The organism is Micromonospora sp. WMMD736 (assembly GCF_049179015.1).
In the GTDB taxonomy this organism is placed as follows: domain Bacteria; phylum Actinomycetota; class Actinomycetes; order Mycobacteriales; family Micromonosporaceae; genus Micromonospora.
Genome location: NZ_JBMHMI010000001.1, coordinates 56,789 through 79,022, shown reverse-complemented (window position 1 = coordinate 79,022; position 22,234 = coordinate 56,789). Strand labels below are relative to the sequence as shown.

Annotated in this window: 12 protein-coding genes, 2 pseudogenes and 1 riboswitch; of the genes and pseudogenes, 9 read left to right on the top strand and 5 right to left on the bottom strand. The window is 67.2% G+C overall.

The features are described 5' to 3' along the window. Positions 1–68 precede the first annotated feature (68 nt). Positions 69–473 carry a hypothetical protein gene (locus tag ACN269_RS00375; RefSeq protein WP_421470404.1) on the bottom strand — a complete coding sequence of 135 codons (405 nt, stop codon included), beginning with the start codon at positions 471–473 and terminating at the stop codon, positions 69–71. Beyond that, on the bottom strand, positions 470–2,935 hold the full coding sequence (locus tag ACN269_RS00370) for an AAA family ATPase (RefSeq protein WP_421470403.1): 2,466 nt from the start codon (positions 2,933–2,935) through the stop codon (positions 470–472). Before ACN269_RS00370 ends, ACN269_RS00375 begins: the two co-directional genes overlap by 4 nt. A gap of 298 nt (positions 2,936–3,233) precedes the next feature. Between ACN269_RS00370 and ACN269_RS00365 the strand changes: the two genes are divergently transcribed. From ACN269_RS00365 to ACN269_RS00330, 8 genes are all read left to right on the top strand, one after another. Next, on the top strand, positions 3,234–5,363 hold the full coding sequence (locus tag ACN269_RS00365) for an N-6 DNA methylase (protein ID WP_421470402.1): 2,130 nt from the start codon (positions 3,234–3,236) through the stop codon (positions 5,361–5,363). A gap of 53 nt (positions 5,364–5,416) precedes the next feature. Continuing rightward, positions 5,417–7,462 carry a type I restriction-modification system subunit M gene (locus ACN269_RS00360; RefSeq protein WP_421470401.1) on the top strand — a complete coding sequence of 682 codons (2,046 nt, stop codon included), beginning with the start codon at positions 5,417–5,419 and terminating at the stop codon, positions 7,460–7,462. Further along, positions 7,459–8,763: a hypothetical protein gene (locus ACN269_RS00355; protein WP_421470400.1), complete on the top strand. Its 1,305-nt coding sequence runs from the start codon at positions 7,459–7,461 to the stop codon at positions 8,761–8,763. The genes ACN269_RS00360 and ACN269_RS00355 overlap by 4 nt, the downstream gene beginning before the upstream one ends. Positions 8,764–8,813: 50 nt before the next feature. Continuing rightward, the gene (locus tag ACN269_RS00350; protein ID WP_421470399.1) at positions 8,814–11,033 is read left to right on the top strand and encodes an AIPR family protein; all 2,220 of its coding nucleotides are present in this window, start codon (positions 8,814–8,816) and stop codon (positions 11,031–11,033) included. A gap of 75 nt (positions 11,034–11,108) precedes the next feature. Further along, positions 11,109–14,288, top strand: a complete 3,180-nt coding sequence (locus ACN269_RS00345; protein ID WP_421470398.1) for a type I restriction endonuclease subunit R — start codon at positions 11,109–11,111, stop codon at positions 14,286–14,288. Between the two features lie 116 nt (positions 14,289–14,404). Continuing rightward, the gene (locus tag ACN269_RS00340; protein ID WP_421470397.1) at positions 14,405–15,982 is read left to right on the top strand and encodes a protein kinase domain-containing protein; all 1,578 of its coding nucleotides are present in this window, start codon (positions 14,405–14,407) and stop codon (positions 15,980–15,982) included. 74 nt (positions 15,983–16,056) lie between these two features. Then, positions 16,057–16,177: riboswitch (SAM riboswitch) on the top strand. 4 nt (positions 16,178–16,181) lie between these two features. Then, positions 16,182–16,808 (top strand): hypothetical protein, encoded by a 627-nt coding sequence (locus ACN269_RS00335; protein ID WP_421470396.1) that lies wholly within the window; start codon positions 16,182–16,184, stop codon positions 16,806–16,808. 173 nt (positions 16,809–16,981) lie between these two features. Next, a complete protein-coding gene (locus ACN269_RS00330; RefSeq protein WP_421470395.1) occupies positions 16,982–17,959 on the top strand; it encodes a hypothetical protein in 978 nt (325 codons plus the stop codon). Here ACN269_RS00330 and ACN269_RS00325 read toward each other — a convergent pair. Continuing rightward, positions 17,919–18,665, bottom strand: coding sequence for a GIY-YIG nuclease family protein (locus ACN269_RS00325; protein ID WP_421470394.1), 747 nt, complete (start codon positions 18,663–18,665; stop codon positions 17,919–17,921). The genes ACN269_RS00330 and ACN269_RS00325 overlap by 41 nt on opposite strands. A gap of 282 nt (positions 18,666–18,947) precedes the next feature. Between ACN269_RS00325 and ACN269_RS00320 the strand changes: the two genes are divergently transcribed. Beyond that, positions 18,948–20,795 carry a S9 family peptidase gene (locus ACN269_RS00320; protein ID WP_421470393.1) on the top strand — a complete coding sequence of 616 codons (1,848 nt, stop codon included), beginning with the start codon at positions 18,948–18,950 and terminating at the stop codon, positions 20,793–20,795. Positions 20,796–20,798: 3 nt separating this feature from the next. Here ACN269_RS00320 and ACN269_RS00315 read toward each other — a convergent pair. Together ACN269_RS00315 and ACN269_RS00310 are read right to left on the bottom strand one after the other, a co-directional pair. After that, positions 20,799–21,836, bottom strand: a pseudogene (locus tag ACN269_RS00315) (XRE family transcriptional regulator); the annotation flags it as partial. A gap of 93 nt (positions 21,837–21,929) precedes the next feature. Continuing rightward, positions 21,930–22,173, bottom strand: a pseudogene (locus ACN269_RS00310) (helix-turn-helix domain-containing protein); the annotation flags it as partial. Positions 22,174–22,234: the final 61 nt, after the last annotated feature.

The following is a 22,234-nucleotide window of genomic DNA, read 5'->3' as shown; positions in this document are numbered from 1 at the left end:
GCGGCGTTGACTTCGTCCGACTGGCGGGCCGGTCACCTGGCGGGCAGGTGGCCGGCCCGGCACTCGGATCACTGGATGGCAGGCGCGTCAGGCCGTGACGCCTTCGGGTCGGCGGGGCCCGCCAGCTCGAGTTGGGGTAGCAGCGCGGTGACGTCCTGGTGCCAACCGCGGAGCTCCGCGACCGTGGGTGCGAGTTCGTAGCTGTGGTGGTGCATCGCGCGCGACAGGCCGTGCCAGGCGGTGCGCGCCGTCGAGGCTGCCTCGGCACCGGCGAAGGTGGGCAGGACGAGCAGTTGGTTGCGCATGGGTCGGTCGACGACGGACGGGGCGACCCGGTCCCAGTAGTGCCGCAGCCCTTGTTCGAGGGCGAGGCGGGTCAGGCAGGCGGATCCGCGTTGCCAGCAGCGGCGCATGCTGGACGGCGGGTGCAGCAGCAGCACGCTGGCAGCGTTCAGATACGTGTGTGGGCTCACGGCTGGCTCAACCTCCCCACCACCGCACGCGCGGCGGACACGAGCCCGGCCAGGTCGCCGGAGCCCTCGCCGTGCGCGCCACGGTTGGCGAAGGCGACCACCCGGCGGGCTGCGGGGTGCAGCCGATCCAGCGGCTGGTTCAACTCTTTGCCGGCCCGCCGGTGATCCGACAGGAGCGTCAGCGCCAGGGTCGGTCGCAGACCGTGCGCCTCGCTGATCGCCGCCTCGGTCTCCGCGATCGGCCGCCCGGCCCGGAAGTCACGGGTACGGATCCGCTCGTGGCAGGTGAATTCGAGGGCGTCGCGGATCAGGTTGCAGACGACCGGGCGGCGCACCTCGTCGGCCATGTCGTTGTCGCGAACGATGGCCGTCGCGTCGTCGAGGTAGCGCCGGGCGGGGTCGCCGTGCGCGTCACCGGTGACGGTGACCTGGGACTGCGCCAGCCTGCTGACGATCCGAATCCGGGCGTCGAGCTGCAGGTGCCGCACCGCGGCCGGAAGGCGGTCGTCGTGGGTGAACACGATGACCTGCCGGTGCTTCGCCACCTGGTCCAGGACCCTGGCCAGCCCGTAGACCTTGGCCGGGTCCATGGACTGCACCGGGTCGTCGATGACGAGAAACCGGAACGGGCTCTCGGGCATCGTGGCGCGGGGCAGGAAGAGCGCCAGGGCGAGCGAGTGCAGTTCCCCCTGGCTCATCACCCCCAGTGCCGCGCCGGGTACGCCGTCGACGTTGACCTTCAGATCCACTCGCCGGCTCGTGCCGGTGCCCGCGAGTTGGATCGCGCCGAGATCGACGTTGCTCTCCTGCCGCAGCGTGTTCCAGATCCCGGTCGCTTCCGCGGCCACCGGTGCGAGCTTGTCGTTACGGATGCTCCCGCTGACCGTCTGCAGCCAGGTGACGGCGGCCTTCAGCGCCGTGAACATCTGGACGGACTGACGGCTGGCCTGCTCGGTGTCGATCCAGGCGCGGATCTGGTCGGCGAGCGGCTGCCAGGCGGCCTGCCGGCGTTCGAGCGCCTGCCGTGCTGCCGCCTTGACCGGCTGCAGGACGGTGGTGAGCGCGTCGAAGGTAGCGAGCGCCGATTCGGCGATCTTGTGCGAGTCGGCCGACCCGATCAGCTCGTCCCAGTGCTGCCATGCGGCCCGGGCGTCGTCGGTGTCCACCCCCTCGGCGGTGAGGTCGACGGCAAGTACGGGCGGGAGCTGGGGCAGCCAGCTCCCAAGCGTGCGACGCGAACCCCGCTCGATGTCGTGGGCTTCGTCGAGGCGCTCGGCCTGCTCGGTGAGTCGTCGCAGCTGCGCCTGAGCCAGCTCGGCCCACGCCTCGTCCAGGGTGCGACCCCCGCACACTGGACAGGGCTGGCCCGGGTGGCTGTGGTGATGGCGCAGGGCATCGCTCAGCAGCTTGGCGAGCGCCCGAGCTTCCTCCACGGGGCTGCCGGCCAGGTCGTCGATCTGTTGCAGCGCCCCGCGGAGTCGCTCCAGCTCGCGTACCAGGGCGTCTCGTTCGGGCAGGTCGAGTACGTCGAGCTGGCGCAGCGGCACGACGGTCGTGTCACTGGTCGGCTCATCAGCGGTGGCCAACGCCGCAAGGGCGTCGAGGTCGGCGGCCTTGCCGGTGAGCGCCTGCTCGGCACGGCGGGCACGCGGGTCGGGGTGGGCGGCGAGCGCGGTCCGCAGCTGCGGCAGCTGGGTGCCGGCCAGCTTGCGCCGGTCGTCCATCTCCTTACGCGCGGTCTTGAGCATGGTCTCGATCTCGACGAGGCGACCGAGGCCGAGGATGCGGTGCAGCGAGTCGTGCATCTCGCTGGGGCGGCCGCTGAGCAGCCCACCGAGTTCGGCGTAGGAGAGGAACGGACGGTACAGCTCCAACGGCTGCGCCCATCCGAGGTCGGCAACCGACTGCCGGGGCTTACCAGCGATCTGCAGGAACGTCTTGCCATCGCTGAGCCCTGCCTCAGGCTCCCAGTCGCATTCAACGGTGGCACCATTGCGGTGGCCTTCGACCCCGAGTCGTACGTGGATGCGAGGGCTTTCGGTGGCGTGCAGGTTGCGCCAGCCCTCCTGCCAGACCGAGCTGCGGCCAGCCCACCGCTTGTTCTCACCGGTCATGGCGAACTCGGCGGCCTCGGCGAAGCTGGACTTACCCGAGCCGTTGCGACCGGTCACGATGGTCAGCCCCGGTCCCGGCACGAGGTTGAGCGTGGCAGTGGGTCCGATGCCGCGGAACCCGGTCACCTCGATGCTGGCGAGGTAGGTCCCGATCGGTTCCGGGCTTGCGGTGTCGGGCGACGGGGGTGCCGGTCGGCGCGGCGCCGCACCGCCGAGTACCGAGGCGAGCTCGTCGCCGCCGAGCAGGGCGGCGATGACGAGGTCCTTGGCGGTCTCGGTCAGGTCGGAGTGGTCGAGGTGGTCGAGGATGAGCTGGTCAACGGTGTCGGCTTGAGGGTCGATGCTCATGTGGTGCCTCCTCTCATGGGAGGGGGGCGAGTGGCCGCGCCGGAAGGCGGGGCAATTCGCTGCGTCGGCATGAGGAATCTGACCGGCCAGAAGGGCTGGGCCGGACATGAGGGTGGTGCGCCCGGGCGTCGACACCCGGACAGGAAGCATCGGCGGCAGCCGAGGCAAACCTCGGCCCGCTCACTGAAAACGACACTAGCACACTCGGCACTGAAAGCGGTGTCAAACCGTTTACACGCCCCAGGGGTCGTGTAGAGTGATCCGCGAGCAGGACGATGCATGAAGTGACAGGACACCGATGCCCAGACATGCCCAGGTGACCGCCGCCGAGATCTCCCGGCTGGCCGGGGTCACGCGCGCCACCGTCAGCAACTGGCGTCGGCGTCATCCAGACTTCCCGGCCCCGACCGGCGGCACGGACACCAGCCCGGCCTACGACCTGGACGCGGTCCAGGGCTGGCTTGCCGCGCGGGGTCAACTCCCAGCCACCTCGCCCGCCGACGACCTACGCACCGCTATCCGGTCCACCCAGTCGGGTGCCGGCACGCCGACCAGACTGCTACCGCTGGTCCTGGCCGCGGGCCAGATGTCCGACAGCGACCTGAAGCAACTCGTCGACCTCCCGGACGGCCAACTGCCCGAGCGAGCGTTACAGGCGGTCCAGCCACACGTCGCCGATATCCCCGGGATTGCCGACCTGACCTACGACGCGGAGGACGTGGCGCTGCTGCGGGCGCTGCTGCGGTGCGTCGCGGACGAGGGAGCATTGCGGGCCGCGGACGTGCTCGCGGAAGGCGACCTGGACGCCACCAACGCTGGCGGCATGTACGACACCCCCGCTCCGGTGGCCGCGTTGATGGCCGACCTGCTCGCGGAGCCGGGCGAGCCGTACCCGGAGGCTGTCTTCGACCCCGCCTGCGGTGCCGGCGGCCTTCTTCTCGCGGCCGCAGCCTGCGGGGCAGGGAAGCTGTACGGCCAGGACATCGTCCCCGCGCAGGCCGCGCAGGCCGCCGTACGCCTCGCCCTTCAACCTGCGGAGAGCAGCGCTCAGGTGAGCGTGCGTGCCGGCGACAGCATCCGTGCCGACGCCTTCCCTGCCCTGACCGCCGAGGCCGTGCTCTGCGCCCCGCCCTACGGTGACCGCGAGTGGGGTCACGAGGAGTTGGCGTATGACGCACGGTGGGAGTTCGGCCTACCGGCGAAGAGCGAGTCCGAGCTCGCCTGGCTCCAGCACTGCTTCGCACACCTGGCAGAGGGTGGACGCGCCGTTCTCCTCATGCCGCCAGCCACCGCCGAGCGAGGATCGGGCCGCCGGATCAGAGCCGAGATCCTTCGCACCGGCGTGCTTCGGGCCCTCATCGCCCTACCACCAGGGGTCGCGCAACCCCTACACATCGGCCTGCACCTGTGGGTGATCGAACGCCCACACCCGCAGGCGACGTTGCCGCTGAACATCCTCATGGTGGACACCAACACCGACGTCTCCCGGCCTGACCAGACATCAAGCAAGCGCCAATCGGTGGACTGGCCCGCGCTGCGCGACGACGTGCTCAAAGCCTGGAACGACTACGACCGGCATCCAGACAACTTCGATCCCGTTCCGGGCGTCGCTCAAGCCGTGCCCATCATCGACCTGCTCGACGCGACGGTCGACCTCACGCCCGCCCGCCACGTCCGGGCCACTCCGGTGCCGACGATGCCCGACGAGTTCGCCGCGATCGGCCACGAGCTACGTGCCAGGCTACGGCGGGCAGCCACGGGGTTGATCACTTTGAGCGGCGGGGAGGCATGGCCGCCCGTCGGCGCCGCTCCTCTGTCGTGGCGCACTGCCAGCATCGCCGACCTCCTGCGCGGCGACGCGCTGGAGCTCCTGCGGATGCCAGCGGCGATCCGCAGTTCAACCTCCGTCGCAACAGACCCGTCCGCGCCGCCCACCCTGACCGCCCGAGACGTGATGTCGCACCGCCCCGCCTCCGGCCCTGCGGAGGAGGAGCCCTCAGGCACCGAGATCGAGATCCGGGAGGGTGACGTCATCCTTCCGGAACTGCTGCAGAACGGCGCTGGAACCGCCCGGGTCGCCGACGCCCGCGACGCCGGCCTGCGCCTCGGCCGTCACCTGCATCTGCTGCGACCCGATCCCACCCGCCTCGACCCGTGGTTCCTGGCCGGCTTCCTGGCCGCCGAGGAGAATCTGAGCGCCGCGTCGTCCGGCTCCACCGTGATCCGCCTCGACCCGCGCCGCCTGCGGGTGCCGCTGCTGCCCCTCCTCGAGCAGCAGCGATATGGCAGGGCATTCCGCCAATTGAACGCCTTGCGCACCGCGGCCGACATCGCCAGCCGCCTCGCGGACGAGACAGCCCGCACCCTTGCGGCAGGGCTCGCCGGCGGTGCGCTCCAACCACCCGGCGCCGATCAGACGCCATCCTGAAACTGACCCAACTCCCCCAGCCGCCACAGCACCGGCACTTCGGAAGGACCCCGTTGAACAGCAGCAAGCACACCGAACTGGCGAACCACGCCTGGTCGGTCGCCGATCTCCTACGCGGCGACTACAAGCAGTCGGACTACGGCAAGGTGATCCTGCCCTTCACCGTGCTGCGCCGGCTGGAGTGCGTCTTGGAGCCGACGCGGGAGAAGGTACGGGAGACAAACGAGAAGTTCGGCGGCCAGGACGTCGATGTCGCCCGCTTCCTGCGCCGCGCCTCCGGCCACAGCTTCTACAACACCAGCCGCTACACCCTGAAGTCGATCGCGAACGACTCCAGCCAGGCCGCCAAGCACCTCCTCGCGTACATCGGGGCGTTCTCCGAGAACGCGCAGGAGGTGCTGCACCGCTACGAGTTCCCGCAGCAGATCCGACGACTCGACGCCGCGAACCTGCTCTACCAGGTGGTTGGCCGCTTCGCAGACCTAGACCTGCGGCCGGTCGAGCTTGACGAGCACGGCCAAGTAGACATGGACGAGCGCGGACAGCCCAAGGTCGTCGTCTCCAACCACCAGATGGGGTACGTCTTCGAGGAACTGATCCGCCGCTTCGCGGAACAATCCAACGAGACCGCCGGTGAGCACTTCACCCCGCGCGAAGTCATCGAGCTGATGGTGAACCTGCTGGTCGCCCCCGACGACGACGCGCTCAGCATCCCCGGCGTGGTACGGACCGTGATGGACCCAGCCTGCGGCACCGGCGGCATGTTGAGCGCGGCCGAGGAGCACATCACCAAGCTGAACCCATCGGCGACGGTTGAGGTCTTCGGGCAGGAGTTGAACCCCGAGTCCTGGGCGATCTGCCGCTCCGACATGATGATCAAGGGCCAGGACCCGGAGAACATCAAGTTCGGCAACTCGTTCAGCGACGACGGCCACCGCGGCGGGCACTTCGACTACCTGCTCGCCAACCCGCCGTTCGGGGTGGAGTGGAAGAAGGTCAAGGACGAGATCGAGGCCGAGTACGAGAAGCTCGGCGAGAGCGGCCGGTTCGGCGCTGGCCTGCCCCGGATCAACGACGGCTCGCTGCTCTTCCTCCAGCACATGATCTCGAAGATGAAGCCGGTCACCGCCGACGGCAAGGGCGGCAGCCGGATCGCCATCGTCTTCAACGGCTCGCCGCTGTTCACCGGGGCGGCCGAGTCCGGCGAGTCGCGGATCCGCCAGTGGATCATCAAGAACGACTGGCTGGAGGGAATCGTCGCCCTGCCCGACCAGCTCTTCTACAACACCGGCATCTCCACGTACTTCTGGATCCTGACCAACCGCAAGTCGCCCGACCACGCAGGGAAAGTGGTGCTGCTCGACGCTCGCGACCAGTTCGCCAAGATGCGCAAGTCACTCGGCGACAAGCGCAAGTACCTGACCAGCGAGCAGATCGGCGAGATCACCCGCCTCTACACCGAGGCACTGCACGTCGCCGACGACCCCGAGCACCCGCTGCACCAGAAGGTCAAGGTCTTCGCCAACGAGGACTTCGGCTACCGACGGATCACCGTCGAACGGCCGCTCAAGCTCCGCTTCGAGGTTACCGAGGAAACCCTGACTCAGCTGCGCGAGTCGAAGCCGATCCAGAAGGCCCTTGACGTGGACGCCTTCGAAGCCGCGCTCAAGCCACTGGTCGGCCGCTCGTGGAACACCAAACGGGCGGCCTGGGACGCGGTCCGCTCGGCGATGGCCGAGGGCGGCGTGCTTTGGCCGACCGGTGCTCCCTTCCAGAAAGGGCTACGTGAACTGATCGGTGCGCGCGACCCGGAGGGCGAGGTGCAGCTCGTCAAGGGCGAGCCCGAGCCCGACCCGGACCTACGCGACTACGAGAACGTCCCGTTACACGAGGACGTCGAAGAGTATGTGCGCCGCGAAGTCCTCCCCCATGTTCCCGACGCCTGGATCGACCACACCAAGACCAAGATCGGGTACGAGATCCCGTTCACTCGACACTTCTACGTCTACAAACCCCCGAGGCCCCTCGCCGAAATCGACGCCGAACTCAAGGTCCTCGAAGACGAGATTCGAATGCTCCTGGGCGAGGTCACGAAGTGACCGCCGGAGCTTTGCAAGCAGTTTCAGCCCCAGGAAATTGGTCATGGAAGTCGCTATGGTCGGTGGCGCCCCGAGTTAAAGAAGTTGGGCAACCCGAAGGCCGCCCACTCTCAGTATTCTTGCAGGCAGGAGTTGTTCCGCGAGACAGCCGAAGCGACAACCACAATCAGCTTGGGGAAGATCTTTCACGATATTTGGTTGTTCGAGCCGGGGATATTGTCTTCAACAAGTTGCGAACATGGCAGGGCGGTCTCGGCGTTTCCAATTACTCGGGAATTGTCAGTCCTGCATACTTCGTATGCCGCCCAACTGCTGCGGTCGAGCCACGCTTCCTGCACTATCTTCTGCGTTCTACTCCATACCTGGCGGAATTGACACGCATTTCGAAGTGGATGCCGCCATCTCAGTTCGATACACCATGGGAGACGCTGCGCCTGCTCCCGATACTTATGCCTCCGAAGTCGGAGCAGCGGCAGATCGCCGACTTCCTCGACGCCGAAACCGCCCGGATTGATCAGCTGGCTGCGAAACGCTTGCGCCAGCGCGCTGCTCTCGATGAGCGCCTCTACGCAGATATATCCGAGACGTTAATGCCCGGTATAACGCATCGTCGTGCAGGCACCTGGCCTTGGACGTGGCTGCCAGCGACGGCGAGAGACATGGGCCTGGTACGGCTTGGCTACGTGTGCGGGCTACAGGGCGGCATCACTGTGGACGGTGGACGCGACATGAGTGGCGATGTCGTCACTCACCCTTACCTACGAGTCGCCAACGTCCAGGCCGGCCATGTTGATCTGTCGTCGGTGGCTGAGATTACCGTGCCGAGGTCCATGGCAGCTCGGAGCACCCTGCTGCCCGGCGATGTCCTCATGACGGAAGGCGGAGACCTCGACAAGCTGGGACGCGGCACGGTGTGGCATGGACAGCTTCCCAATTGCCTGCATCAAAACCATGTATTCGCGCTTCGGCCCGATCCCAACCAGCTAGATCCCGACTACCTCGCGTTCATGACACAAACCGTGCACGGCCGCTGCTATTTCGAAAGCACGGGGTCGAAGACGACAAATCTCGCCTCCACCAGCAGCAGCAAGATTCTGAGCTTCCCGATTCCGCTACCGGCCGTATCTCGCCAGCGCGAACTAGCTCGCGAGCTGCGCCAACGGCTGGCCACCGTGGCACGAGCACAAAAGGAGGTTGACCGGCAACTGGAGGTTCTTGCCGAGCGGCGGCAGGCCTTGATTTCGGCGATAGCGACCGGACAGATTGATGTGTCAACGGCTAGCACGCGGGGCGATGCATAGCTTCATCTTCGTGGGACTCTTAAACGGGACCGGGTGAAGGGATCAAGAGGTTGAACGACCAAGAGACCGCGAGGCAAAAGGCATCAGACCCGTCACGGGACGCAGCCACGCTACGTCTACAAATCCGGCACGTACGGGATGCGCTCCAGCGCGAGTTCGACAGCTTGATCGACGTCGATGATCTCGCCAGGATGCCGCAAACCGCCCGTGAACAGGCATTCCTGTCACGAGCGCTAGCTGCGTTGGTGGTACGGGACCTGACCGGCTGCGACAGCAAGACGGCAGCGGCCGCCGTCATCGACGGCAGAGACGACATCGGGATCGATGCCGTGGCTACGGACGAGAGTGCATCGCACATATGGCTGATCCAGTCCAAGTGGAGCGATTCGGGAAGGGCCGGATTTGGTGTTGCGGAAGCGCTGAAGTTCATTGACGGGCTGCGCCATATCGACACTCGGCAGTTCGACCGATTCAACATCAAGTTCCGAAATCTCGCGGATCAGGTCGCTGCCGTTCTGACGAATCCACACTCGCAGATCACCCTGGTGCCCGCTCTAATAAGAACCGACGGCCTGTCGGACGATGTCGTGCGTCGGCTCACCGACGCGCAAGACGAGTTCAACCAACTGGGCACCATGCTGTACCACCGCATCTACCTCGCCCGTGATATATGGGAGGTGGTACGTAACGACTTCCGGGAACCCCCAATTGGACTCACTGCCAAGATGCAAGACTGGATTCGGATAACGGAGCCGTACGAGGCTTTCCAGGGGACCATTTCCGTGGCCGAGGTTGCGGATTGGTACAGCGCTCATGGCGATCGCTTGTTCGATCGCAACATCCGTAAGCCACTAGGTCTCACTCAGGTAAATCAAGGACTCATCGACACTCTGACCGTTGAGCCACACAACTTCTGGTACTTCAACAACGGGATCACCGTCCTCTGCGAAGAGGTGGATCCCGTGTACTTCAGCCGTTCCGCACGGACACCCGTAGAGCTTCGCCTTACCGGCGCCAGCGTGGTCAACGGCGCCCAGACTGTTCACGCGATCCACCGAGCATCTGACAGCAGCATCGAATTCGCCGACGGCTACGTGAGCGTCCGGGTGATCTCCCTGAAGAATTGCCAACCGGGGTTCGCGGACGCTGTCACGACCGCCACGAACACCCAGAACAGAGTCGAGCGACGTGACTTCGTCGCCTTGGATCCGGTGCAGACGACGATAAAGGAGGACTTCACGCTATCGCTGCAAAAGACATACGTCGTCAAGCGCGGGGAACTGGAGCCACCACCGGACAGTGGCTGCTCGGTGGTCAGCGCGGCCATCGCACTTGCCTGCGCCCACAGAAACCCCGAGCTTGCAATCCGCGCCAAGCGCGGCACCGATCTGCTGTGGGAGGATGGCCCGCAGGGCGCGTACCAACTCCTGTTCAACTCTCAAGATCCGCCGTCGGCATACCAGGTGTGGCGCTCAGTCCTCGTGCTGCGTGCGATTGATGACGCGCTCAGCCGGACGGCGAAGGATCGCCAAGCACGGGCGGAAGCGATTGCGGAGCGCGGCAATCGGCTGATCGCGCATTTCGTCTTCCAGCACCTTGACGTCGATGGCATCGACGACCCCGACGCCGACTGGGATGCCGTGCTGGGACAGATACCAGAGGCGGTCGAGCGTGCCACAGCGTGGCTGATCCACCATCTGGACTCCGAGTACGGGCAGGCTTCCATCGTGGCGAGCACCTTGGCCAACACCGTTCGCTGCCGAACCCTGGCGAGGCTCGTGCTGGCGGACCTGCAAGGCGGTAACCCAGTGCCGACCCTCCTGGACGACTACCGTCCCACACGACGGGCTCCGAAGCAGCGTAGGCCGAATGCCGTCCCCACGCTCATCGACGCTGGGCGATTGGCTGACGGAACACCGCTGCAATACCACACCCGAACTCGACCCGAGCGAGAGGCAATGGCCGAATGGTTGGCCGAGGACCCCCGCCGGAGCGCCGCAACATGGGTCAACCAGCGAGTACGACCGGTCCTCTGGGCCGTTGATGGGAAATACTACTCGCCGACCGCGCTCGTGCAGCGGATGTGGCAGTTGGCTGGTTGGAGCACTGCACCGGTCTCGGTCCAGGGACCTTCTCGTTGGTTCGTCGAAGGTGAAGGTTCGCTGTGGAAGCTTGCGCAGGAGACCCTGGCAGCATCCGAGGACGACATTGACGAGAACGAGGACGGGAACGGGAACGGGAACGGGAACGGGGGAGAACGTGAGTTCTAGCTCTTGCTTTCTCACCACAGCAGGTGTCGAAACCACAGCACCGGCCGTCAACCGGATTCGGGAGGCCTGATCCTGATGGCAATTCACCACGAGTCTGCGTTCGGTGATGGGATCGTCGCCGCTCTCCTCGCCAACGGTTGGACGGAGGGCGACAAGGCTGACTACCGCCCCGAGCTCGGCCTCGACACCGGCCAGCTCTTCACCTTCATCGGAGCGACCCAGGCCGAGGATTGGGAAGAACTGGTAACTCGTTACGGCGGGGACCCAACCGAAGCCCAGCGAGGGTTCGCCAAGCGGCTCGACCAGGCAATTGCCACCGACGGGCTGCTCGACGTGCTCCGGAAGGGGTTCAAGGACCACGGGGTGCGAATCCGGCTCGCTTACTTCAAGCCGTCCTTCGTGGAGTCTGAGGCGATCCTAGCCGACTACCGCCAGAACCGACTCACCGTGGTCCGGGAGTTGGCGTACGCGACCAAGCAGGCCGACCGGGGCCACCGGCTCGACCTGACCCTCTTCCTCAACGGCATCCCGGTCGCCACTGCCGAGCTGAAGAACCCGATCACCGGCTCCGGGGTGGAGCACGCCAAGGAGCAGTACCGGACCGACCGCGACCCCACCGAGCTGATCTTCTCCCGCCGGGTGGTCGCGAACTTCGCCGTCGATCCCGACCTGGTCTTCGTTACCACCCAACTGCGGGGGGCGCAGACCCGATTCCTGCCCTTCAACACCGGCAGCGAGGGTCCGGGGCGTCCCGGCGGCAAGGGCAACCCGCCGGCCACCGAGTACGGGAAGTACGCCACGTCCTACCTGTGGGATGAGATCTGGCAGCGGGACAACTGGCTCGACCTGCTGGAACGCTTCGTCCACCTGCATCAGGAGAAGGTTGCGGGTGGACGTACCCGAAAGACCTTGGTCTTCCCGCGCTATCACCAGTGGCATGCGGTAAAGCAGCTGACCGCGCACGCAGCCCGGCACGGTGCCGGGCACAACTACCTGCTGATGGCGTCGGCCGGCTCCGGCAAGTCGAACGCCATCGCCTGGCTCGCCCACCGGCTTTCGTCGCTGCACACCTTGAGCGACCAGGACGCGCTCGACCCGGACGCGCTTGCGGCCGGCGTCAAGCCGGGCAGCGCGGTCTTCGACAAGGTCATCATCATCACCGACCGGCGGAACCTGGACTCTCAGCTCCGGGACACGGTCGGCAGCTTCGAGCAGACCGCCGGGCTCGTCGTGAAGATTGACGAGAAGCACGGCGCAAAGTCCGAGCAGCTTGCCAAGGCGCTCTCCCAGGAGACTGGCAAGATCGTCACTGTCACCCTGGCCACGTTCCCGGCCCTGAAGGATTACCTCCAGCGCAATCCGGCCGAGATCCGCGGTAGCCGTTTCGCGATCATCGTCGATGAGGCGCACTCCTCGCAGGCGGGTGAGGCGGCCACCGATGTGCGGCGGGTGCTACGCGACCTCGGCCTGGACGCCGACTCCGACGACGCGGGCGCGACCAGCGCCGTCGGGCCGCGCACCACCGAGGAAAAGCTGGCGGCGAGCGTCCGCAAGCGGCAGCGCAGCTCGAACCTCTCCTACTTTGCCTTCACCGCCACGCCGAAGCACAAGACCTTGGAGCTCTTTGGCACCCTCGGCGAGGACGGCAAGTACCACCCGTTCCACGTCTATTCCATGCGGCAGGCGATCGAGGAGGGCTTCATCCTCGACCCGCTGCGCAACTACGTCACCTACGACACCTACTGGAAGCTGGTCAACGCGAACCCGGACGAGCGGGAAGTCGACTCGTCCAAGGCGAACAAGGAACTCGCCCGGTACGCGCTGACCCACGACTCCACCGTCGCCCAGCACGCGCAGATCATCGTCGAGCACTTCCGGGCACACACCGCCGGACGGCTCGGTGGCCGGGCCAAGGCGATGGTCGTCACCGGATCCCGGCTGAGCGCCGTACAGATGTCCCGGGCCATCAAGCGGTACCTCGCCGACCGCGACTACCCCGACCCGGGCGTCCTGGTGGCTTTCTCAAACTCCCTCATCTACGAGGGCGAGGAGACCAGTGAGGTCAAGGAAAACGGCGGACTGGCGGAGCTTGCATTGCCAAAGGTGTTCGCGTACACCCGGGCCGACGACAAGACCGCCCGCGCCGGCACCGCCGCCGGCCAGCGCGAATACCGCATTCTGGTGGTCGCGGAGAAGTATCAGACCGGCTTCGACCAACCGCTGCTGACCACGATGTACGTCAACAAGAAGCTTCACGGTGTCTCTGCCGTGCAGACGCTGTCCCGGCTCAACCGCACCGCCGACCGCAAGAGCCAGGGCGACCTGGCGGTGCTGGACTTCGTCAACGACGCCGAGGAGATCAAGGAGGCATTCCGGCCGTATTTCGAAGAGGCCGAGACCCTCCCCTCGGACCCCAACCTGCTCTACACCGCGCAGAGCCGGGTGATGTCCGCGCAGCTACTGGTCGAGGCGGAGATGCAGGAGTTCGTCGAGGCGTACCTGGCGGCCGAGGAGCAGGCCGCCGGTAACGGGGCGAAGTGGGAAAAGCTGCACGCCGAGCTCTACCGGCACCTCCAGCCCGCCGTCGACCGCTTCGACGTGCTACTCAATCACGAGGACGAATCGGACTGGGAGGCTGCTGAGACGTTCCGCGGCGACCTCACCGACTACGTCCGCAAGTACGGCTTCCTCGCACAGATCGTCCCCTACGCCGACCCGGAGCTGGAACGGCTCTACCTCTACGGCCGACATCTGCTCAACCGGCTGGGTCGGCGGGGCGACGGGGGCGTTGACGTCGGCGAGGTCGACCTCAGTCACCTGCGGGTGGAGAAGACCGGCGAGCACGACGTCAGCCTCAACCCGGAGGGCGCCGCTGAGATGAAGGGGTTCGGCGACGGCTCCGGCGGGGCGAAGGAACCGGAGAAGTCCCTGCTCTCCGAGCTGGTCGACCGGTTCAACGAGCGGTTCGGCACCAGCTTCACCGACGATGACGTGGTCAAGCCGTTGAACGAGGCGATGGCCGACCCGAAGGTCCGCCAGGCCGCAGTCGCCAACGACGAGGAGAACTTCGGCCACGTCTTCGGGCCGGTCTTCGAGGAGAAGATGATGGACCACTTCGAGACCGCCGCCGACCTCGGTCGCCGCTACTTTGGTCCGGAGACCGACTTCCGTAGCTCGCTCAACCGCAGCGCCCGCAGCGCCGCCTGGCGACTGATCCGCCGGCAGGAGGGGGTCGTCGACGACGAGGCGGCCTGACCCACTGATGCCGTCGCGGCGCCAACGTGACACGCCGCGGCGGCATCCCTGGACGGTGATCGGTTCGACCGCAACACTGACCATCTGGCTGGGACAGTCGCAGGGGTGGGGGCAACGTGCGGGCAGAGCCGATCGGCGGTCGATACGAGCGGGTCGAGGAAATCGGCTCCGGCGGCATGGGGCACGTCTGGCGCGGCTACGACAGCGTCCTCGACCGTGAGGTCGCCATCAAGCTGATCCGCGTCGAGGCCGTGCAAACCCCGCAGCAGGCGGAAGAGTTCGCCAAGCGATTCCGCCGCGAGGCCCGCGTCACCGCACGCATCCAACACCACGGCGTGCCCCAGGTGTACGACGCGGTCCTCGATCGCTCATACGACCGGCTCTACCTGGTGATGGAGTTCGTTCGCGGCACCGCCCTGCGGGCCTTCATCGACCCACAGCATCCGCTGCCGGTTACCTGGGCAGCCGCTATCGCCGCGCAGATCTGCACCGTCCTCTCCCACGCCCACGCCATCCCCGTCGTGCACCGCGACCTCAAACCCGACAACGTCCTGGTCACGGCGGATGGGGCGATCAAGCTCCTCGACTTCGGCATCGCCGCCATCCTGCGCACCGACGTCACCCGCCTCACCGCAACCGGCAGCGCCCTCGGCACTCACCACTACATGCCGCCCGAGCAGATCCAGAACGCACAGGTCACGCCGCAGAGCGACCTGTACGCCCTGGGCTGCGTCCTGCACGAACTCCTCGCCGGGCAGCGGGTCTTCGCCGGCGGCAGCGACTTCAAACTGTGGCACCAGCACGTCACCGAGCCGCCACCACCGCTACGGACGCTCCGACACGACGTACCTGCAGCGATCGAGGAGCTGGTCCTCGATCTGCTGGCCAAGGCCCCCGAGGACCGGCCGGCGGACGCCTACGACGTCTACGAGCGGCTGCTGCCTTTCCTGCCCCTGCCTGGATCGGCACCGCCCGCCTCCGAGCACGCGAGCAGCACGATGCCCGACCCGACGCTGGTGTACCGCCGACCCAACGCGCCCCGGCACCGGCCGGCACCCGACCCCGTGGTCCCGGCGCCTCGCAGCGGCACGTCGGGCGCCGATCCGGCGGCGATCCTGAAGACCGAGGTTCGAGACGCGATCAAGGCTGCCGTTACCCAATCCGACGAGCTGCTGGACGACGAGCGGTTCGCCCAAGCCGCGGATGTGCTCGAGAGCGTCATCGGCCCCGCCAGCGACGCGCTCGGTGCTGAGAGTCCCCGCGTACTGGGCCTGCGATCACGGCGAGCCGCCATCCTCATCATCGGCGGGGACTTCCGGCGCGCGCTGCCGGAGTTCGACGCCCTCGCCGCCGCGTACACCCGTACCGCTGGCCCCACCAGCGAGGACGCGTTGGAATGCCTGCGGCAGGCAGCGCACTGCCGGGCGGAACTCGGCCAGGCCACCACAGCCCTGCGCCAGTTCCGGCAGGTGCTGACGCACGTGCGCGCCGCCTCCGGCGACGTCTCCCCCACGGCTCTCGACCTACGTTTCAACATCGGCATACTGCTGGTCTCCGAAGACAAGGCCGCCGAGGCCGCAGACGAGCTGCAACCGCTGCACGACGACCTCTGCGTTGTCTACGGCCCAGACCATGAACTGACCCGGGAGGTCGCCGACCTGCTTGCCCGGCTCCGACTCGCCGCCGACGGATAGTTCCGCCACCAGCGTGGGCTCAAGTCTCCCCCGCGGAGTTGCTCCCGGCCTCGATGATCTCTATGCTTCCTGGGCGTCAAGAGTGGTCAGCGTCAAGCCTCCCGGCTTGCTGACCCGGCAACCGCGCCACCCGCGCACGGTGCCTCCGGGGGAAGACCAGGCCGACCGCAAGCTGCGGTACGGCAAGAGCGGGTGCCTCATGGCACCGGAGAGCGAGTTCACCGTGCCGTTCGACGAGCTGGACCTGGCCGCCTTCGCGGTCTGCCTGACCTGCGGGCACCTCCGCGACGGTGCCCCGCGCGAACAGCGGTGCCGCTGCCAGCCCCGTACGCCGGAGTGGGAGCAGCAGTGGCAGGGCCAGGACATTCCCGGTGACCTCGACCTGTGTGTGTTGTGCGTCCGGGACACGGTGACCACCCGAACCCGGTGGTCGTGGCTGGCCTGCGAGACCTGCCGACACGTCTCGCAGGTCGTCGGAGAACGGTACGGCCACCGCGCCGCACTGCCGCTGGGCCGACACTCGATCATGAACGGCGACGTGGTCCAACCGCAGACGGCCACGACCACCGAGGTCGCCGCCTCGCTGATGGCCTCCGCACGGCGTGGTAACGAGCTGCGCGAGTGGCAGCAGGTGGAGTTCGACCGGCTCGCCGAGCCACTACGCCTGACTGCTTCGAGCGTGCCGCTGGCCGAGTGGCAACGGCACTCGCCGCTGTCGCTTGGGGCAAGCGTCGACGCTTTCGACCGCTACGGCGTCCTGCCCGTGCCCAACGACCTCAGCGGCCTCCGGCAGGCCCAGACCGAATTCCTGTCCACCGCTCGTTGATCGCCAGTCCAGCCGGCTGCTGTTGGGTACCCGACATCGCCAACAGCGGCCGCGCCGGACATCGTCCATCCTCGGTCCGGTGATGACGGGCAGCTCGAATGCCGCGGCGTTCGATAGCATCCGGCCATGATGGACAGTGGCGGGCAGCGACGTCGGCGCCTGGTGGTCGAAGCATGACCATCATTAGTGGTTGGCCGGCGCTGACCGTGGCAATGAGCGACAGAGCCTCGCCAGCGAGGTTGTTCATTCAGAAGCGGTTCGGCCGCTGGCAGGACCTGCAGGCACGGTATCGGGAATCCGTGGGCTCCCTTGTCGTGCCTGGGAGCCAGGCGAACCCTGGCACCATCGGCTCAGCCTTCGACTGGATGGTGCGCTTCATGGTGCATCCCAGACCGGATCTGCGCTTGGCACTGCTCGGCGCGCGCATTCCCCCACTCCGGCACGCGGTCCACGAACTGGCGCGCACGCTGAATTACTCCCGAAGCGGCGACAGCGTGGGGACCTCCCGGTTCACCGGGCCGGCCGCAGGCAGCGAAGCCGACCATCAACTCGTTGCCCGGGCCTGCTGGGCGCTGGCGCTCCTCACCGACCTGTACCGGGCCGGTCCCACACCCGGATCCCCGTTGATGGCCCTGGCCCCAAGGTCCATCACCGCTGAGAAGCTACTTGATCTCGCTCCACCTGCGGCTCTCGACGAGCTCCAGGCATTGCGCGCCTTCGCCGAGCGGAGCCTCCTGCCGTCCCTGTCGGCGCGGCATGGTGCTTGGACCCTCGGGCCGACCTTCGCCGGATCATCGCTGATGAACGCCGACGCCGACCTGATCGCCGCAGGCCTGCTGCTCGAACTCAAGACGGGCCTCGGCAGCAAGCGCCGCGACGGGACGCGGCGGTCATCATTGGAAGCGCCGACCATCATGCAGCTGCTCGGCTACGTACTGCTGGACTTTCCTGACGAGTTCGCCATCGAAGCCGTCGGCGTTTACAACGCCCGCTACGCACACCTGACGACGTGGCACCTACCGGAACTCCTGGCCGAGTTGGCGGGCCGGCCCGTCGACCTGATTGAAGAACGTGTCGCCTTCCATCAGCTGCTCGCCACGGGCGATCACGCTAGTCCTCGCGTCGGAGACCATCTATGTAGCCCTGGATGAGGGCGGACGCGTCGCGGAAGTCGAGGTCGAAGAACTCGCGATCCTTGCGCACCCGGTAAGGCGCCAATCGATCGTGCAGCTCAGCCTCTACTGACGGAGCGTCCGCGACCACCCATAAAGCGCGCACGCCATACGGGATAACGACGCCGGTCGCCCGGTTGATCTCCCTCACCCGCTCCTCGACGGTCCGCTCGGTGTAGCCAATCTTGAGCATCCGGGGCAGCTCGCGAGTCGACAGCATGTAGATGTAGCCAGCTCCTCGCGGTTCAAGCAGCTGTTCCCCGACGAATCCGGCCAGATGGACCTGCACGTCCGCGTCAGTCAGTAGCGTGAGCTGCTTCGCAGCGGTGACATCGTCGCCATCCCTGATTGCGGTGCGTAGGCGACCGAGCGCATCACCAGCTTGTAGGCAGCGCTTACGCCCGGGGCGGCCCAGCTGTTGCCACACGGTGAACCAGTCCCACTGGTCCTGCTTGTGACAGCGCGAGTAGAGCCCCTTGACTTCCGACAGGGCCTCCAGCAGTGACGGGCTGGACTCAATCGGGCCGTTCTGCAGGTAGCTCAGCACGGCCGCTACCGACCGACGTCGTTTCTGCTGGACCTCGGGCTTGACGGGGGCCATCCCGAAGCCCCACTTCTGCACGACCTGCACGCGATGGTCTCGAACTGGAGATGCCACGACCGCCTCCTCCTCCCGTAGCTTCATGCGCCGTCGGATGCGGCGATCCCGGCCACCTCAGCAGCGGCCGGAATGAGCGGGAAGAGTATCCAACACGACTCGCTGGCCGCCGAGCCGGAGCCCGTGCGGAAGGCCGCCCGCTTGCGAAGGAACACGCGACTACAGGCCGGGAGAGCGGAGCGGGCAAGATGACCCTCTGCGTGGTCTCCGGCCCTACTCGCGAGGAGACTCGGGCGGTCGCCCACGTGCTGGCCCGCGTCCGGCCCGCCGGGCCGGAAGTGGGTGACAATGGCATCCTGTTTCACCGCCATGAATCATCACGACGGATCGCTGGCGGCGTCGCCCGAGGAGGAGTCCGTGGAGTTGGCACCAGAATCTGATGCCGTCTCTGCAGCCAGCGCCGTTCGCGCGTCAATCGGCTTCGACCAGCTACGCAGGGTCGGGGATGCGCTGTACTGGCTGGAGTCCCGTCCGAGCTGCGCGAGCGGCCCGACCCTCGTGCGGTGGTCGGCAGACGACGGCGTGGCCGACGTAACTCCAACGCGTTTCGCCGTGACCAGCAATGTGCACGCCTACGGCGGTGGTACGTACGCCCCGAGCAGCGACGAGGTGTGGTGCGCCGGCGCGAACGGCCTCTACCGGGTAGCCGGAGGCAACGTCAGCCTGATAGTGGAGGACTCGTCGTCGTTCGGTGACCTGACGATCGGCAATGGCGAGCTACTCGCCGTACGGGAAACCGACGACGGTGACGCCCTGGTGGCGGTTCCACTCGTCGGTGCCCCGGCGATGCGGGTGCTTGCCGAGACTTCGGGCTTCTTCGGGGCCCCGCAACCCGGGCCGGGGATGCTGGCCTGGTTGCGGTGGAGTGAGCGGGACATGCCGTGGGACTCGAGCGAGTTGTGGGTGGCGCCCTATGGTGCCGACGGGTTGCTCGGCGATCCGGTTAAGCTCGCAGGCGGGCCGACGGAGTCCGTGGTGGAGCCGCGGTGGGGGCCAGACGGCGCCCTGTACTTCGCGTCGGATCGCAGCGGCTGGTGGAACCTCTATCGCTGGGATGGAGAATCGGTCTCGCCGGTGGCGCCGTTGGCGGCCGAGTGCGCGGCAGAGCCTTGGGAGCTGGGCTACTCCTCGTACGGCTTCCTCGTTGATGGCCGGATTGTGATGGTGGTGCAGGAAGGGCCCCGCCACTGCCTGGCCGTCGTTGATCGATCGGGAGCGGTCACGCCGGTGAAGCTGCCCTACACGTCGATCAAGCCGTACCTCGCGGTGGGCGGCGCGTCGGTGGCCTTGGTGGGATCGTCACCGGCGGTGGCCCCTCAGGTGGCGCTGGTGCACCTGGGCGACGAACCGCGTGTCGAGGTGTTGGCTCGGGCCGAGCATCCGGGGCTTGACGGGCTGACGGTGTCGACGCCGGTGGAGCTGCGCGTCCCGGTTGAGGGCAGCCGGGAGGTGGTGGCGCTGGTATATCCGCCAACCGGGGCGGCGCCGGACTGGTGTGCGCCCGTCATCGTACGGGCGCACCCTGGGCCGACGGCTTCCTGCCTGGTACGGCTGGACTGGCAGGCGCAGTTTTTCACCAGCCGCGGGTTCGCCGTCGCCGACGTCGACTACACCGGAAGCACCGGGTACGGGCGGGCATTTCGGCAGGCTCTCTACGGCCGTTGGGGCATCGACGACGTAAAGGACTGCGGGGCTGTCGCCGAATATCTGCTGACCGAGGGCCGGGCGGTCCCGGGTGAGGTGTTCATTCGCGGAGCCAGCGCAGGCGGGTATACCGCGTTACATGCGGTGGCACAGGACGGTCCATTCGCCGCGGCGACCGCGGTTTCGGCGATCGTCAATCCCGAGCGTTGGGCGGAAACCGTGCCTCGATTCCAGCGCGCACACGCGGCCCGGCTGCGCGGTGGCGCCGGGCGAGTTCGTGCAGAGGACATCCGACGACCCGTCCTGATGATCCATGGCACCGCCGACGACGTAGCGACCGCCGACGACGTGCGGGAACTCGCCGACGAGTTGCAAGGTCGGGGCGTGCCGCACGAGCTGATGCTGCTCGACGGTGTTGGGCATTATGTCGCCACCTCAGCTCATGCTGCCCGGGCGTTGGAAGCAGAGCTTGCCCACTACCGCTCGGCGATGGCCGCAGTGGCGTCCGGCTGACGGCTATACCACTGCGGACGGTAGCCGGTGCCGCACGTACTCGCCGAGTTCCTGTACTTCCGGCTCGCCTCGGTAGGGATCGAGGTCGACCTGGACGTCGACGATGCGTTGCACGCAGCGGTGGGACAGGGTAGCGGCGGCGTGGTCGACCGCAGTGCGCGCTGTGGCACAGGCTTCGTCGATCCGCCCGGCCGTTGCCAATGACGAAGCGAGGAGCGCGGTGTCGATCGCGAGCCGGCGCACGTGCGACGGACGAAGCCCGGCGAGGGCTGTGCCGAGGTGCCGTTGCGCCTGCCGGGGCTGGCCGAGATCGTGAAAGCAGTGGGCGAGTTCGTCGGCCAGGTAGGCGACAGTGAAGTAACGAATCCACGGCGGCTCCTCGCCCGCCCGGCTACGCGCAAGCTGCCGTTCCGCGACGCCGAGGTGGACGGCGCACGCCGCCTCGCGCCCGAGGCGGGCCTGGGCGCGGGCGGCCACCGCGTGCAACGCGGCCCGCACGGCCGGGGTGGCGTGACTCTCGCTGCCCGTCAACGCCGCGAGCGCCATCCGCAGCGCAGGCTCGGGGTGGTTGCAATGCAGGGACAGATGAGCGATGTTGACCGCGAGCAGATATCCGCCGTACACGCGGTCACCGGCGGACTGGGCCAGCTGGAGGGCGCGTAGATAGCGGCGTTGGGCCAGACCGTAGGCGCCGGTGTCGACCGCCTGGTACCCGCACAGCTCAAAGAATCCCGCCGCGAGCCCTTGCAGGTGGACACGGACGGCCTCGTTCGCGGGCGAGGCCGCCAGCAGCTGGTTGAGTTCGCCCTCGATGTAGTGCTGCACCTGGGCGTGGACTCGGCCGGCCCCGAAGGTGTGGTCCAGCTCGCGAAACATCGCCAGCGAGGTCTCCGCAGCCTGGAGATCTTCTTCCGACACCCACCCCGAACGGGCCGGAGCGTCGACCCTCTGCGTCAGCGAGCCGACTTCAGCGGTCAGCCATTCCAATGCGGCGCGATCGAGGACGCCGGGCTGAAAAGGTACCCGCCTGACCAGCTCGGCGCGTTCGCCAACCTGCGTGTGGCGGGGGGGTACCGCCCGCAGAAGGCCTGGCCGTTTCTGGAATCGTTCGGGTCCTGCGACGCTCTTCCTCGATCAGCGGCCACATCCGCGTGAGAGCGCCGCCAGCCGAGAGTGCCGCGTCGCACGCCTCAGCGAACTTGCGGGATGGGAACCGGTCCGCTGTTTCCACCCGGCGCACCAGGTCCGCGCTGAAGCAGATCATCGCCCCGAGCTTCGCCTGCGAGCACTGCGCCGCTTCGCGCAGGCGACGGAGCTCGGCGCCGAAGAAGTGGCGCTGCGACGCGAACGCCTCCAATGCCCGCGGCGTCTGCCCCATGGCGCATCCCCTTCGAGTGCGTCGCAGCTACTGCATCCAGGTGCAGAGGCGGCAGAGGTCG